Here is a 14,370-nt window from a genome sequence, read left to right as displayed (position 1 = left end):
TTCCATGCGCGCCCTGCGCCGCGACCCGTGCCGGCTGTTCGGCCCGTCGTCATGCCACCGAAATTTCGTCCTAACCGTTGACGCGCCCGTTGCTGCTCCTTACTTTGACCCAGCAAGCGCTTTCTAAAACGATTCAATGCGAACGGTGGGGGCGAGCTATGTCTCGGAACAACGGCATGGACAGGCGGCAGCTGCTGAAGCTGGCAGGCCTCTCGGCGGCCGGTCTCGGGCTTACCGCGGCCGGCTGCGGCTCGGGCGGCAGCGGTTCCGGTGGTCCGGTCACCATCCGGCACTCGTGGTGGGGCGCGGACGACCGCGCCAAGAAGATCCAGCAGTGCGTCGGCCTCTTCGAGAAGAAGCACCCGAAGATCAAGGTGAAGACGGACTTCCAGCAGTACGCGGACTTCTGGAAGAAGTTCAACACGCAGGCGGCCGGCGGCAACCCCCCGGACGTCATCCAGAACGCCGTGACCTTCCTGCGCAAGTACGAGGCGAAGAACGTCCTCCTCGACCTCAGCCCCCAGGTGGAGAAGGGCAACCTCGACCTCGGCGGCTTCCGCTCCGGGCTGGAGAAGTTCGCCGAGATCGACGGCAAGCTGCTCGGCGTGCCGGTCGGCAGCAACTCGATGGCCCTGGTCATCGACGAGAAGGTGTACGAGAAGGCGGGCATCGCACCGGAGATCGGCTGGACGTGGGACGACTGGCTGGCCGGTCTGCAGAAGATCAAGAGCGGCCAGAAGATCGCCGGTGACGCCGGTCCGCACGGCGTGATGTACCTGTACGACCTGATCCTCCGCCAGAACGGCAAGGCATTCTTCACCGAGGACGGCATGGGCTTCGGCGAGGCCGAGCTGCTGCCGTACTGGACCGAGGCCCTCGAGCGGGTCAAGTCGGGGCTCTACGCCGACCCCAACAAGGTCGAGCAGATCAAGCCCGCGTCGGCCACCGCCAAGGGCCTGTCCGCAGGCGAGTTCACCTGGGACAACTTCTCGGTCCGCTACAGCGCGGAGGGCAAGAGCAGTTACGGCCTCGCGCCCATCCCGAGCACCGACGGCAAGAAGACCGGTCAGTACCTGGGGTCGCTGATGCTGAGCGGCTCGGCACGCACCAAGCACCCCGCAGAGGTGGCCACCTTCATCAGTTTCATGACCCACGACCCCGAGGTCGCCCGGATCATGGGTTACGACCGCGGCGTGCCCGCCACCACCGCGCAGTTCGAGGCCTACCAGCCCTCCGACGCCCCGAGCAAGGCCATCGGCGCGTACGAGACCGCGATCGCCGACGCGGGCGTCCTGGAGCCCATCACCCCGCACCCGGCGGGCGCGGACGTCATCGAGGCGGCCTTCCTGCGCATCGGGGCCGACCTGTCCCTCGGTAAGACCTCGCCGAAGGACTCCGTGAAGCAGTTCTTCTCAGAGGCGAAGACCGCCCTCGCCTCGAACTGAGAGGACCGTGGTGACTCACATCCACACCTCCCCGGGCGTGCTCGCCGACGGGGACGACCGTTCCGTCGCCAAGAGGAACGGTCCCGGAGGAAACGCGCCACCCGCCGTCGCGAAGCGGCGGGACCGCGGCGAGAACCTGGCCGGCTATCTCTTCATGTCGCCCTGGATCGCGGGCTTCCTGTTCCTGATCGCCGGGCCGATGGTGTTCTCGCTGTACCTGTCGTTCACCGAGTACAACCTGTTCGAGGCGCCACGCTGGATCGGCCTCCAGAACTTCACCGACATGTTCGCGGACCCCCGCTGGCGCCAGTCGGTCAAGGTCACCTCCTGGTACGTGCTGATCGGCACCCCGATCAAGCTGGCCGCGGCACTCGCCGTCGCCATGCTGCTCGCGCAGAAGCGGTGGGGCCAGTCCTTCTACCGTGCGGCCTTCTACGCCCCGTCCCTCATCGGGGCGAGCGTCTCGGCGGCCATCGTCTGGCGCGCGCTGTTCTCGGACGACGCGATCGTCGACCGTACGCAGAAGGTGTTCGGCGTCGAGGTCGGCGGCTGGATCGGCGACCCCGCGATGATCATCTACGCGCTGATCGCCCTCACCGTCTGGCAGTTCGGCGCGCCGATGGTCATCTTCCTGGCCGGCCTCAAGCAGGTCCCGCGCGAACTGTACGAGGCGGCCGAGGTGGACGGGGCCGGCCCCTGGCGCAGGTTCTTCCACATCACCCTGCCGATGATCTCGCCGGTCCTGTTCTTCAACGTCCTGCTGGAGACCATCCACTCGTTCCAGATCTTCGGCTCGGCCTACATCGTCAGCAACGGCAGCTGCGGACCGGCCGACGCGACGCTCGTCTACACCTGTTACCTGTACGAACAAGGCTTCGTGAACAGCCGCATGGGATTCGCCTCGGCCATGGGATGGCTGCTGCTGGTCGCGGTCGGCCTGGTCACCGCCGTGCTGTTCTGGTCCCAGAAGCGCTGGGTGCACTATGAGGAGGGCGGCCGATGAGTCTCCTGGCAGCAGCCGTACGGCGCCGGGGACCCGGCGCACTCGCCTGGCACCTCGGTGCGCTCGTCATCCTCGCCGTGGTCCTCTATCCGGTGGTGTGGACGATCGGGGCCTCGTTCAAGCCCAGCTCCGAGATCATCGGCGCCCTGGACCTGTTCCCCGCCGACCCGATCGGCGACAACTACGCCCGGCTCACCGAGGGCATCGCCGACATCCCGATCTCGACGTTCTTCCTGAACTCGGCCTACATAGCCGTCGGTTCCGTGATCGGCGTGGTGCTGTCCTGCTCGCTGACCGCCTACGCCTTCGCGAAGGTACGGTTCGCCGGCCGCAACATCATGTTCGCCATCATGATCGGCACCCTCCTGCTGCCGTACCACGTACTGATCATCCCGCAGTACGTCCTCTTCCAGAAGCTGGAGCTGATCAACACCTTCACTCCGCTGCTGATCGGCAAATACCTGGCCACCGACGCCTTCTTCGTCTTCCTGATGGTGCAGTTCATGCGCGGCCTGCCCAAGGAGCTCGACGAGGCGGCGCGGCTGGACGGCTGCGGGCACCTGAGGACCTACTGGTCCATCGTCATGCCGCTCTGCCGGCCGGCGCTCGTCACCAGTGCGATCTTCACGTTCATCAACGCCTGGAACGACTTCATGGGCCCCCTGCTGTACCTCAACGAGCCGGACAAGTACACCGTCTCCATGGGGCTGAAGATGTTCATCGACCAGGACGCGGTGGCGGACTACGGCGGCATGATCGCCATGTCGCTGGTGGCCCTGCTGCCGGTGCTGGCCTTCTTCGTGGCGTTCCAGCGGTACCTGATCGACGGAATGGCCACCTCGGGCCTGAAGGGCTGACGCACCGTGGCGACGAAGACCCGCACCCCGGCCAGGCGTTCGCGCGTCATGGACCGCTTCGCCCTGTTCTCCGAATGCCTGCTCGTCGGCGTGTGGATCGCCGTCGCCGCGGTGCCCCTGTTCACGTTCCCCGCGGCCTTCGCCGCGGGGACCCGGCACCTGCGCCGCTACCTCGCCGGTGAGCACGGCGGCCTGCGCGAGTTCGCGGGCGACGCCCGGGCCGCCGCACGCGGCGGATGGGTCGTGGGTGCGGCCGTATGGGCTGCCGCGGCCCTCCTCTGGCTCGACCTGGAGGCCGTCCGGGCGGGACTGCCCGGCGGACCGTTCGTGGGCGCCGTCGGCGTCCTCGCCATGATCGGTCTCCTGGTCGCCGTCGTGCGCGCGGCCTCGTGCTGGGAGCCCGGCGCCCTCTGGCGCACACTCCTGGCCGAGGCCGGCCGGAACACGGTCCGGGATCCGGCCGGCTCCCTCCTGCTCGTCTGCGGGATGGCCGTCGTCGTGCTGTCCGGCGCCCTGGTGCTGCCGCTGGCCGTCCCCGTCGTCGGGGCCGTCGCCGCCGCGGCCACCGCGGTGCGGGCGCGCCGGCTCTCCCGCTGATCTCTCAGACCCCTCCCTGTTCGTTCCCTGTCCCGAATCCCGCACGGAGAGAGGCACAACCATGTCCAGGATGCCCCGGAGAACGCTCCTGAAGGCCGCGGCAGCGGCCGGCGCGGCCGCACAGTTCAGCTGGTCCCTCGGCGCCACACCCGCGTCGGCGGCGACCCGGAACGCGGAGCGGACCGACGAACCCGTCGCCCTTACCTGGCTGGAGTCGGGCGGGCTCGGCGCGGCCCCCGGCTCCACGCTCGGCGTGCCGTGGCCCAAGGGGCAGTACACCAAGGACCAGACGTTCGCGCTGTCCACGGAGGACGGCAAGGACGTCCCGGTCCAGACCTGGCCGATCGGCTACTGGCCGGACGGCTCGCTCAAGTGGACCGCGCACGCCGTGGGTCCCGAGGCCACCGCCAAGAAGTTCTCCCTCGCCGCCGGCGCCCCTGCGGCCCCGTCGAAGAAGGTCACGGCGGTCCGCAAGGGCGGCACCATCACCGTCTCCACCGGGGTCATCACGGCCAGGCTCGGGACGAACGGTTCCGCCCTCGTCAAGACCGTCACACGCGGCTCCACCGAGATAGCCCGCGACGGCCGGCTCGTCCTCGTGCGCCAGGGCGAGATCGAGGACGGCGACCAGGGCGGCGAGAAGTACGAACGCTTCGAGAGCGTCATCGAAGAGGCCGCGGTCGAACAGGACGGGCCGGTCCGGGCCGTCGTCCGCATCGACGGCAAGCACCGCAAGGGCTCACGGTCCTGGATGCCGTTCTCCGTACGCCTCTACTTCTACGCCGGCGCCGATTCCTTCCGGATGGTGCACACCATCACCTACGACGGCACCATCGAGCCGGGCAAGGCGAGCGGCGACTTCGTCCGGGGCCTGGGCGTCCGCTTCACCGTGCCCATGCGTGACGCGGCCTACGACCGCCACATCCGTATCGGCGGCGACGGCACCGGGCTGCTGCGCGAAGCCGTGAAGGGCATCACCGGACTGCGCCGCGACCCCGGGGCGGCCGTGCGCGAGGCGCAGTTCGCGGGCCAGAAGCTCCCCGACCCCGCCACCTGGGACCAGCGGGTCACCATCCGGCTCCAGTACATCCCCGAATGGGGCGACTACACCCTCTCCCAGCTGTCCGCCGACGGCTTCGGCCTGCGCAAACGCACGAAGAAGGGGCACGGCTGGATCGGCGCGGGCGGCGGCAGGAGGGCCTCAGGATTCGGATACGTCGGGGGCCCCAGCGGCGGGTTCTCCTTCGGGCTGCGCGACTTCTGGGAGAAGCACCCCGCGCAGCTCGACATCCGTGACGCGCACACCGACGAGGCCGAGGTCACCCTCTGGCTCTGGTCGCCCGAAGCCCAGCCCATGGACCTGCGCTTCTACCACGACGGCATGGAACAGGACACCTACGCCGAACAGCTCGAAGGCCTCAACATCACGTACGAGGACTACGAGCCCGGCTTCGGCACCCCGTACGGCATCGCGAGGACCAGCGAACTCCTCTTCTGGGCAAACGAAACCACCCCCGCGCCCGAGACGCTCGCCCAGCAGGTCGACGCCGTACGCACACCGCCCCAGCTCGCCGCCCCGCCCAAGCAGCTCGTCAAGGCGAAGGTCTTCGGCGGCCTGTTCGCGGAACCCGACCGCTCCACCGCAGCGAAGTCGAAGATCGAGGACCACCTGGACTTCCTCTTCACGTACTACAAGGACCAGGTGGAGATGCGCCGTTGGTACGGCTTCTGGGACTACGGCGACATCATGCACAGCTACGACCCGACCCGCCACCAGTGGTGCTACGACGTCGGCGGCTACGCCTGGGACAACTCCGAACTCTCGCCCGACCTCTGGCTCTGGTACGCCTACATGCGCTCAGGCCGCGCCGACATCTACCGCTTCGCCGAGGCGATGACCCGGCACACCGGCGAGGTCGACGTCTACCACCTCGGCAAGTGGGCGGGGCTCGGCACCCGCCACGGCGTACAGCACTACGCCGACAGCGCCAAGCAGCAGCGCATCGCCAACACCACCTACCGGCGCATGTTCTACTTCCTCACCGCCGACGAACGGGTCGGCGACCTCATGCACGCCAACGTCGACTCCGACGAGACCTTCCTGGCCCTCGACCCCATCCGAAAGATCCGCACCGAGCCCTACACCCCGGACCGCCACGCGCTGTCCATCGGCTTCGGCACCGACTGGAGCGGCCTCGTCTCCGCCTGGCTCACCGAGTGGGAACGGCGCGGACCCAAGTGGGAGAAGGCCAGGGACCGCGTCCTGTCCACCATGGAGACCATCGCCGCACAGCCCAACGGCTTCGTGCAGGGCGTCGGCTTCTACGACCTGGACACCGGGAAGTTCGCGATAGCCGAGAAGCCCGCGGTCGGAGTCTCGCACCTGTCGGCCATGTTCGGCCTGGTCGAGCTCAACGCCGAACTCATCGACATGATCGACATGCCGGCGTTCGAGGCCGCCTGGATCGACTACTGCCGCTACTTCAACGCCACCAAGGCCGAACAGACCGCCCGCTACGGCAGCAACTTCGGCACCCTGCTGCTGTTCCAGGGCCACTCGCGCCAGGACGCCTACGCCGCCGTACGGACCGGCGACGTCACGCTGGCCACCCGGGCGTGGAAGCAGTTCTACAGCAGCGCCGACACGTGGGACTACAAGGAGAGCACCGACTGGAGCACCAAGAAGATCGAAGGGCCGACCGGGCCCGTACAGGGCAGTGAAGCGGCCTGGGCGAGCACCAACACCACCGCCCTCTACGGCCTGGCGGCCATCCAGAACCTCGCGCTCGTCGGCGACAGGATGCCATAGGCCACCTCGTCCGGATCATGCCGGGCTCGCGTGCCCCGGTGCGCGCATCTGCACGCACCGGGCCCCGCTCCCTGATCCGGCCTGATCCGACGAAAGGCCCTAACGCATCCGGCCGAAGCTCTCCCGCACCCGGCGCGCGTCGCGCAGCCGCTGCTCGTAGGTCGCACCGACCGCGAGCAGCAGCAGCCCGGCGAGCGCCGGGGGCGCCCAGCGCGGGAGCGCGTCGAAGACCTGGACCACATGCGGGGCCAGCTCGTGCAGCCCGTCCAGCGCCAGGACCGAACCGCCCAGGACCAGGGGCGCCTGCAGCCGCAGGCGGGCACCCACCAGTGTGACCACCAGAGCCGCGACCCCCAGCAGCAGAGGCCGCAGCCAGTGCGGATCACCCCAGGCCACCACGAGACTCGGCACCATCGTCATGGACAGGGCCGGACCGTACGCCACCCACGAGGACGTGGCCGGATCCCTGCGACGGCGCACATGGCCCACCGCGAACGCCGCCACGGACACGGGCAGCGTGTACGCCTCGGGGTCCGTCACCCCCGAAGCCGCCAGCCGCACCCACGCCGCCGCCACGAACAGCGCGGCCGCCGGATACCCCGCCACGCGTCGGCGCTCCGGCCGCAGCGCCGTGGCCGCGGCCAGCACCCCGCACAACCCCAGCACCAGCGCCAGGAACGGCGCGTCCGTCACCGCGAGACCCACGGCGACCACCGCGGCGAACGCCCCCGCGAGCTCCACCGAGGCCGACACCACTGGCCCCCGCAGCCGCGCCCCGAGCAGCACCGTCGCCGCCGTCACGACCAGGACCAGCGGGGCCGTGTGGGGGGCGCTCCACCCCAGCGACGCCCCCACGGCCCCGGCGACGGCGACCGCGCACAGGACCGAGGCGCAGGCGAGCACCGACCGCACCGCGGGCACACGGGCGCCGGCCGCGGAGGCGGCGAACACCAGCATCAGCGTGCCGGACACGGCGTACGTCGCCGGCTCGGCGGCCAGTCCCAGCAGTCCCACGCTCATGGCCCCCACCAGCGCGCACACCAGGCAGGTCACCGCGACGGCGTCGGCGGCGCGACGCACGACGAGGGCCAGCAGCACCGCGACCAGCAGAAGTTCCACGCCCACGGCCACCGCGTACGGCGCATCCGCCACCGCGAGCAGGGCCGGCACCGCACCCCAGCCCAGAACCGCCGCGCCGGCCGCGGCCGCGACGCGCCATCCCCTCTCCGGGAGGGCCTGCGGCCACCTGACGCGGAGCGAGGCCGACAGGCCCGCCGCCGCCACCAGCACCACCGGGGACGAAGCCGACTCCGACCACGGCACCGCGAGCCCTACCGCACCCCGGAAACCTTCCGGTGCCCCGGACCACACCCCCGCCGTCACGGACGCCGGCCCCAGCAGCGCCGCGGCCACCACGGGTGCCGCCCACAGCACCGCGCCCGCCACGACCGAGGCCGACGCGCCCAGGACCCCCCACATGACCGGCCGGGGGACGGGGAACCGAAGCACGGCCGACAGGGCCGCACCGCACAGCAGATACACCAGGACCGCCCAGTGCCACGGCAGCCCCGCACCCGGCACGCCGCCCACCGCGGCAACCGCCGCGAGGCCCCCCACGACGCTCCCGAGGACGGCTGTCGTCCCGGGCGCGCGCCAGGACCCGGCCACCGCCACCACGGCCCCGGCCAGCAGCAGAGCGCCCGGCCCCACGGCCCCGGACACGCCGTCGGCCGACACGGACAGCCCCAGCCCCAGCGCCAGCGAGATCAGTCCCGTCAGCGCCGCCCCGGCGCACGCCGTGACACGTACCGCGAGCCCCCGGCCCCACGTCGCCACCGCGACATCGGCCGCCGCCGTCACCAGGAGCGCCCATCCGAAGCCGGTCGCGGACGCCCCCGCGGCCCAGGCGGTGAACACCAGTGGCAGCTGCCCCGCCACCACGGCCGCCGGCAACGGCGTCCGCAGCCGGCCGAGGAGCAGCCCGTACAGGGTCCACACCGCCACCAGTACCGCCGACGCGACCGCCGAGAACGCGAGCCCGTCCGTGCCCGGCGCCGCGACCGCGTGCAGCGCGACCGCGTCCAGCACCGTCAGTACCAGGGCCAGGACGGCCACCGCCTCCGCCGTCGAGGGGAGCGAGCGGCGCAGCAGCAGTGCGGGCGCCACCAGCGCACCCGCCGTCACCACCGCCAGCACCGCCGAACGGCCCGCGATGCCCATCTCGCCCCAGCTGAAGAGGGTGAAGGCGATCGCCGCGACCGTGAGCAGCAGACCACCGAGCACCAGCAGCACGTTCTGCGTGCCGTGCGCGGACGAGGGTGCCCGTGAGGGCGGAGCGTAGGGCCGGGGGACCGGTGCCGGAAGAGGCGACGGGGCGACCGGCGCACGCAGCACGCTCAGCAGCCAGGCGCGACGGTTCAGCAACTGCGCCCGGCGGGCGTCCAGCCGGGCCAGTTCATGATCGAGGAGGGCCAATTCCTCGGCGGGCGGCGGCACATGTCTCATGTACCGGAGTGTGGCGGCGGCCACATCCGCGTGCATGGGCTCACATACTCAGTTCCGCCACTGAGTAGGAGTTTGAACCCAAGGCTCCGAGCCCTGTATGGTTCAACCCGTTCCCGGGCGATTAGCTCAGTGGGAGAGCGCTTCGTTCACACCGAAGAGGTCACTGGTTCGAACCCAGTATCGCCCACCCGGGAAGAGCCGGTCCGTCAGTGTCATCGACGGACCGGCTTTCGCGTGCCCCGGTCCGGATCAGGCCGCCGCAGGAAGCTCCGGACGCAGCGGCCACGCCGGATCCACCGCCTCCGGCGCACCGTTCTTCTCGAACCACGCCTGCAGCCCGCGCGCCTGGGCCGCGTGCCACACCGCCTGCAGCGAGTGCACCTCCGCCGGTGACAGCCGCTCCAGCCGGGCGGAGAACCGCCGCCCCACCGCCCGCACCAGCTCGAGCGACGCCGCCGCGTCGGCCGCCGCGTCGTGCGCGCCGTCCAGCGTCACCCCGTAGAGCTCGCACAGGTCCGTCAGGGTGCGACGGCCCTTGCGGTAGCGGTCCAGATGCTTGTCCAGCACCCGCGGATCCAGCACGCACAGCGGTTTGGTCCCCAGGTAGCCGGCCAGCGACGACGCCCGGTGGCGCCTCAGTTCCCGGTCCAGCAGCGTCAGATCGAACGGCGCGTTCATCACGACCAGCGGCCGTCCCGTCGCGCACTGCTCCGCCAGCGCCCGGGCTATCTCCTCGACGACCGGCGCGGGCCAGCGGCCGTTGCGCTGCAGATGGTCGTCGGTCAGACCGTGGATCTCGGTGGCGCCGGGCGGCACCGGAATCCCCGGATTCACCAGCCAGCGGGTGACGCGGAGTCGTCCGCCCGCCGCGTCCTGGACGACGAGGGCGGCCGAAACGATCCGGTCCTCCTCGACGTCCACGCCTGTCGTCTCGGTGTCAAAAGCCGCCAGCGGCCCCTCGAACCAATGCGTCATCCCCGAACTCCTCGCGCCTGCTCGGCAGATGGCGGGATTCCTCTGCCCGGTTCGGTGATACCCGCACCCTATGCCTGATACGCCGTTTACGGCCCGGCTCCTGCGGTGACAACACAAGGGACGGGCAAGGAAATTGGCCGGCCCGCCAGCGGAGACCGGGCAACCGGTCGGCACAGCCCGGAAGGCACGGAGCCATGGCGCTCGCGCAGCCGAACCCAGGGAGTCCCGCCCGCACCGAGGACCACGGGGGAAAGCCGCCGCAGCAGCGGAACACACCACCGCTGCGCGGCACACTCGCCACCACCGCCTGCATGGAGACCCTCCAGGTGGGCTACCTCCACGCGGTAGCAGCCGCGGCGGGCTGCTCACTCTCGCAGCCCTTTCCCGACAACGGCATCGACTGGCACGTCAGCCACGGCGCCCCCGACCACACCGTCGACGACGAAGTGACCATCAAGGTGCAGCTCAAATGCACCTACCAGATCCCCCCGCACCCACCCGGAGCCACGTTCTCCTTCACCCTCGACAACGCCCATCTGGTGAAGCTCGCGCGCAGCCCCGTGTCGGTGCACAAGATCCTGGTCGTGATGCTCGTGCCCCGCAGCCAGGACGACTGGCTGCGGGCCGGACACGACCGGCTGGACCTGCGGCACTGCTGTTACTGGACGAACCTGGCGGGCCACCCGGTGACGGGCCGTCACCGGACCACCGTGCGGATCCCGACCTCGCGGATCTTCGACGACCGAGCACTCTGCGACATCATGGCCCGAGTCGGGGCGGGAGGGAGACCCTGATGCACCGGTCGATGGACGAGCCCACCGGAGGGACGGTCCCGGCGGGCAGCCGCGCACACCCGTACGCCGTCGGCCCGGACCCCGGGCCGGCACCCGACCCCGCCCGCGTCGATCCCGCCGTTCTCGGAGCCCTGCTGCGGCGCCACGGCTGGCACCGGCGCGGAGGCGCGCAGGGCCGCTACAGCCGCTGGGCCCCGCCCGGCCCCGCCACCGCCGGGACCAGCCTGCTCGTGCCGGACACCATCGCCTTCCCCGACAGCGAGGACCTGCTCGCCGAGGCCGTCACCGCGCTCACCCGCAGCGCCGCCCCCTCGGCCCGCGACATCCTGGTCGCCCTCACCGTGCCCAGCGACGAGATCCGCTGGTGGCGTGACGTCCCCGAAGGCGCCCCGGGAGCCGCCGACTGGACCGGCAGCGACCAGCTGCGCACGGCGGCCCGGCAGATCCTCCTCGCCGGATCCCTCGCCGTACGCGGCCGGGCCGGCTACCACGGCGCCCGGCACCGCAGGAAGGCCCGGAGCGCCCTGGACGGCACCCTCGTCGGACCCACGGCCGACGGCCGCGGCCTCACCGCGTTCGTTCCCGTCACCGCGGGACGAGCCGTCGTCGTACAGCTCTACGCTGCGCTGCACGCGGCCCGGGAAGCCGTCGACTACCAGCGGGCGACCGGCGGGATGGAGGCATTCGACGCCGCCGTCGCCGCCGGCGTCAGCAGGGAACTGACCGAAGCGGTGGTCGCCCTCGTCCGGGGGGCGGAAGGCACCAGGATCACCCTGGCCTGGGCGCCCGCCGCCGGAATCCCCGAAGGCTGCCCGGCCGGCCCCGAGCCCGTCGAATTCTCCCCGGGCGACCTGCCCGCCCTCCGGCTGGCGGGAGTGCGCTACCTGCAGGACGAACCCGCCGTTCCCGTACGGATCACCGGAGCCGTCGTACGGCTTCGCCGCTCCGGGCCGCGCGGTCCCGGCGTCGTACGGCTGCGGGTGCTGGCCGGAGCGGAGATCGCGCACGTACGGATCGAGCTCGACGAGGAGGCCTACCGGATCGCGGGCCACGCCCACCTCGTCGGACTCCCGCTGAGGGTGGAGGGCAGGCTGGAGAACAGGGGCGGATTCCGGCGGCTCACCGGTGCCTCGCAGGTCGCGCCGGTCCAGGTGGACGAGGCGGAGCGGGACCGGCTGATGAAGTCGCTCCACGAGAACGTCGACTTCTTCGAGGAGGCCTGTACGGGGGAGGAAGGGTAGCCGCGGTATCCCTTTCGCGTCGAGGCCCCCCGGCTCGGTACGATTCCTCTTGCGCGCGCAAGAGGAAAGCGACGCACCCCCTCAGTCAGGAGAGACCGGTGTCAGACGTCCGTGTGATCATCCAACGCGATTCCGAGCGGGAAGAGCACGTGGTGACGACGGGAACGACGGCCGCCGAGCTCTTCCCCGGGCAGCGCACCGTCGTCGCCGCGCGGGTCGAGGGCGAGCTCCGGGACCTCGCGTACGAGCTCAAGGACGGAGAGGTCGTCGAGCCCGTCGAGATCTCCTCCGAGGACGGCCTGAACATCCTGCGGCACTCCACCGCGCACGTGATGGCGCAGGCCGTGCAGGAACTGCACCCCGAGGCCAAGCTGGGCATCGGCCCGCCGGTCAAGGACGGCTTCTACTACGACTTCGACGTCGAGAAGCCGTTCACGCCCGAGGACCTCAAGGCCATCGAGAAGAAGATGCAGGAGATCCAGAAGCGGGGGCAGCGGTTCTCCCGCCGGGTCGTCACCGACGATGCCGCCCGCGAGGAGCTCGCCGACGAGCCGTACAAGCTGGAGCTCATCGGGATCAAGGGCTCCGCGTCGTCCGACGACGGCGCGGACGTCGAGGTGGGCGGCGGCGAGCTGACCATCTACGACAACCTCGACCCGAAGACCGGCGACCTGTGCTGGAAGGACCTCTGCCGGGGCCCGCACCTGCCCACCACCCGGTTCATCCCCGCCTTCAAGCTGATGCGGAACGCGGCGGCGTACTGGCGGGGCAGCGAGAAGAACCCGATGCTCCAGCGCATCTACGGGACCGCCTGGCCCACCAAGGACGAGCTCAAGGCACACCTGGAGTTCCTGGAGGAGGCCGCCAAGCGCGACCACCGCAAGCTCGGCAACGAGCTGGACCTCTTCTCCTTCCCCGACGAGATCGGCCCCGGTCTCGCCGTCTTCCACCCCAAGGGCGGCGTCATCCGCCGTGCCATGGAGGACTACTCGCGGCGCCGCCACGAGGAGGAGGGCTACGAGTTCGTCTACAGCCCCCACGCGACCAAGGGCAAGCTGTTCGAGAAGTCCGGCCACCTGGACTGGTACGCCGACGGCATGTACCCCCCCATGCAGCTCGACGACGGGGTGGACTACTACCTCAAGCCGATGAACTGCCCGATGCACAACCTGATCTTCGACGCGCGAGGCCGCTCGTACCGTGAGCTCCCGCTCCGCCTCTTCGAGTTCGGCACGGTGTACCGGTACGAGAAGTCGGGCGTGGTCCACGGCCTGACCCGCTCGCGCGGCTTCACGCAGGACGACGCGCACATCTACTGCACCAAGGAGCAGATGGCGGAGGAGCTCGACCGGACGCTCACCTTCGTCCTGAACCTCCTGCGCGACTACGGCCTGACCGACTTCTACCTGGAGCTCTCCACCAAGGACCCGGAGAAGTTCGTCGGCTCGGACGAGGTCTGGGAAGAGGCGACCGAGACGCTGCGCCAGGTCGCCGAGAAGCAGGGCCTCCCGCTGGTCCCCGACCCGGGTGGCGCCGCGTTCTACGGCCCGAAGATCTCGGTGCAGTGCAAGGACGCCATCGGCCGCACCTGGCAGATGTCCACCGTGCAGCTCGACTTCAACCTGCCGGAGCGCTTCGACCTGGAGTACACCGGCCCGGACGGCACGAAGCAGCGCCCGGTCATGATCCACCGCGCGCTGTTCGGATCCATCGAGCGCTTCTTCGCGGTGCTGCTCGAGCACTACGCGGGCGCGTTCCCGGCGTGGCTCGCCCCGGTTCAGGCGGTCGGCATCCCGATCGGCGACACCCACATCCCGTACCTCCAGGAGTTCGCCGCCAAGGCGCGCAAGCAGGGGCTGCGGGTCGACGTGGACGCGTCCTCGGACCGGATGCAGAAGAAGATCCGCAACCAGCAGAAGCTGAAGGTTCCGTTCATGATCATCGCGGGTGACGAGGACATGGCCAACGGCGCCGTCTCCTTCCGCTACCGCGACGGTTCGCAGGAGAACGGCATCCCGGTCGACGACGCGATCGCCAAGATCGCGAAGGCCGTCGAGGACCGCGTCCAGGTCTGATCCGTGCCGTGCGGGAGGCCCCCGGGGAGCGCTACGCGTCCCCCGGGGGCCTCTTCTCGTCCTCGCGGG

The 14,370-nt window shown here is 70.5% G+C and carries 10 protein-coding genes and 1 tRNA gene; 9 read left to right on the top strand and 2 right to left on the bottom strand.

Annotation, left to right across the window (positions count from 1 at the left end; all coding sequences use genetic code 11):
* Window positions 1–158 precede the first annotated feature (158 nt).
* The 5 genes from ACFWFI_RS31110 to ACFWFI_RS31090 all read left to right on the top strand — a co-directional run bounded on the left by ACFWFI_RS31110 (window position 159) and on the right by ACFWFI_RS31090 (window position 6,711).
* Entirely contained in the window at window positions 159–1,445 is a 1,287-nt protein-coding gene (locus ACFWFI_RS31110; protein WP_387396624.1) for an ABC transporter substrate-binding protein, read from the top strand.
* Between the two features lie 10 nt (window positions 1,446–1,455).
* The gene (locus ACFWFI_RS31105) at window positions 1,456–2,448 is read left to right on the top strand and encodes a carbohydrate ABC transporter permease (protein ID WP_387396629.1); all 993 of its coding nucleotides are present in this window, start codon (window positions 1,456–1,458) and stop codon (window positions 2,446–2,448) included.
* Window positions 2,445–3,305, top strand: coding sequence for a carbohydrate ABC transporter permease (locus ACFWFI_RS31100; RefSeq protein ID WP_387396622.1), 861 nt, complete (start codon window positions 2,445–2,447; stop codon window positions 3,303–3,305). The genes ACFWFI_RS31105 and ACFWFI_RS31100 overlap by 4 nt, the downstream gene beginning before the upstream one ends.
* A 48-nt stretch (window positions 3,306–3,353) precedes the next feature.
* The gene (locus ACFWFI_RS31095; RefSeq protein WP_387396626.1) at window positions 3,354–3,902 is read left to right on the top strand and encodes a hypothetical protein; all 549 of its coding nucleotides are present in this window, start codon (window positions 3,354–3,356) and stop codon (window positions 3,900–3,902) included.
* A 61-nt stretch (window positions 3,903–3,963) separates the two neighbouring features.
* Window positions 3,964–6,711: an exo-rhamnogalacturonan lyase family protein gene (locus ACFWFI_RS31090; RefSeq protein ID WP_387396620.1), complete on the top strand. Its 2,748-nt coding sequence runs from the start codon at window positions 3,964–3,966 to the stop codon at window positions 6,709–6,711.
* 99 nt (window positions 6,712–6,810) lie between these two features.
* On the opposite strand, the gene ACFWFI_RS31085 is transcribed toward ACFWFI_RS31090, so the two are convergent.
* Entirely contained in the window at window positions 6,811–9,216 is a 2,406-nt protein-coding gene (locus tag ACFWFI_RS31085; RefSeq protein ID WP_387396618.1) for an SCO7613 C-terminal domain-containing membrane protein, read from the bottom strand.
* 115 nt (window positions 9,217–9,331) lie between these two features.
* On the opposite strand from ACFWFI_RS31085, the gene ACFWFI_RS31080 reads away from it, so the two are divergent.
* Window positions 9,332–9,403: transfer RNA gene (locus ACFWFI_RS31080), tRNA-Val, on the top strand.
* Window positions 9,404–9,465: 62 nt separating this feature from the next.
* Here ACFWFI_RS31080 and ACFWFI_RS31075 read toward each other — a convergent pair.
* On the bottom strand, window positions 9,466–10,191 hold the full coding sequence (locus ACFWFI_RS31075; protein WP_387396616.1) for a 3'-5' exonuclease: 726 nt from the start codon (window positions 10,189–10,191) through the stop codon (window positions 9,466–9,468).
* Between the two features lie 194 nt (window positions 10,192–10,385).
* Here ACFWFI_RS31075 and ACFWFI_RS31070 point away from each other — a divergent pair, with 194 nt between their 5' ends.
* From ACFWFI_RS31070 to thrS, 3 genes are all read left to right on the top strand, one after another.
* Window positions 10,386–10,985 carry a DUF4365 domain-containing protein gene (locus ACFWFI_RS31070; RefSeq protein ID WP_387396614.1) on the top strand — a complete coding sequence of 200 codons (600 nt, stop codon included), beginning with the start codon at window positions 10,386–10,388 and terminating at the stop codon, window positions 10,983–10,985.
* Complete coding sequence (locus ACFWFI_RS31065; protein WP_387396612.1) at window positions 10,985–12,226, top strand: hypothetical protein; 1,242 nt, start codon at window positions 10,985–10,987, stop codon at window positions 12,224–12,226. The genes ACFWFI_RS31070 and ACFWFI_RS31065 overlap by 1 nt, the downstream gene beginning before the upstream one ends.
* A 98-nt stretch (window positions 12,227–12,324) precedes the next feature.
* Window positions 12,325–14,301: a threonine--tRNA ligase gene (thrS, locus tag ACFWFI_RS31060; RefSeq protein WP_387396610.1), complete on the top strand. Its 1,977-nt coding sequence runs from the start codon at window positions 12,325–12,327 to the stop codon at window positions 14,299–14,301.
* Window positions 14,302–14,370: the final 69 nt, after the last annotated feature.

Source organism: Streptomyces sp. NPDC060209 (assembly GCF_042728155.1).
GTDB lineage: Bacteria > Actinomycetota > Actinomycetes > Streptomycetales > Streptomycetaceae > Streptomyces.
The sequence above is the reverse complement of the archived record's forward strand: the minus strand, read 5'-3'. Positions and strand labels throughout refer to the sequence as shown.

What these genes read in the sequence shown, in the direction of transcription:
- ACFWFI_RS31110 (WP_387396624.1), top strand. Translation starts at nt 159, where the DNA reads ATGTCTCGGAACAACGGCATGGACAGGCGGCAGCTGCTGAAGCTGGCA.
- ACFWFI_RS31100 (WP_387396622.1), top strand. Translation starts at nt 2,445, where the DNA reads ATGAGTCTCCTGGCAGCAGCCGTACGGCGCCGGGGACCCGGCGCACTC.
- ACFWFI_RS31095 (WP_387396626.1), top strand. Translation starts at nt 3,354, where the DNA reads ATGGACCGCTTCGCCCTGTTCTCCGAATGCCTGCTCGTCGGCGTGTGG.
- ACFWFI_RS31090 (WP_387396620.1), top strand. Translation starts at nt 3,964, where the DNA reads ATGTCCAGGATGCCCCGGAGAACGCTCCTGAAGGCCGCGGCAGCGGCC.
- ACFWFI_RS31085 (WP_387396618.1), bottom strand. Translation starts at nt 9,216, where the DNA reads ATGAGACATGTGCCGCCGCCCGCCGAGGAATTGGCCCTCCTCGATCAT.
- ACFWFI_RS31075 (WP_387396616.1), bottom strand. Translation starts at nt 10,191, where the DNA reads ATGACGCATTGGTTCGAGGGGCCGCTGGCGGCTTTTGACACCGAGACG.
- ACFWFI_RS31070 (WP_387396614.1), top strand. Translation starts at nt 10,386, where the DNA reads ATGGCGCTCGCGCAGCCGAACCCAGGGAGTCCCGCCCGCACCGAGGAC.
- ACFWFI_RS31065 (WP_387396612.1), top strand. Translation starts at nt 10,985, where the DNA reads ATGCACCGGTCGATGGACGAGCCCACCGGAGGGACGGTCCCGGCGGGC.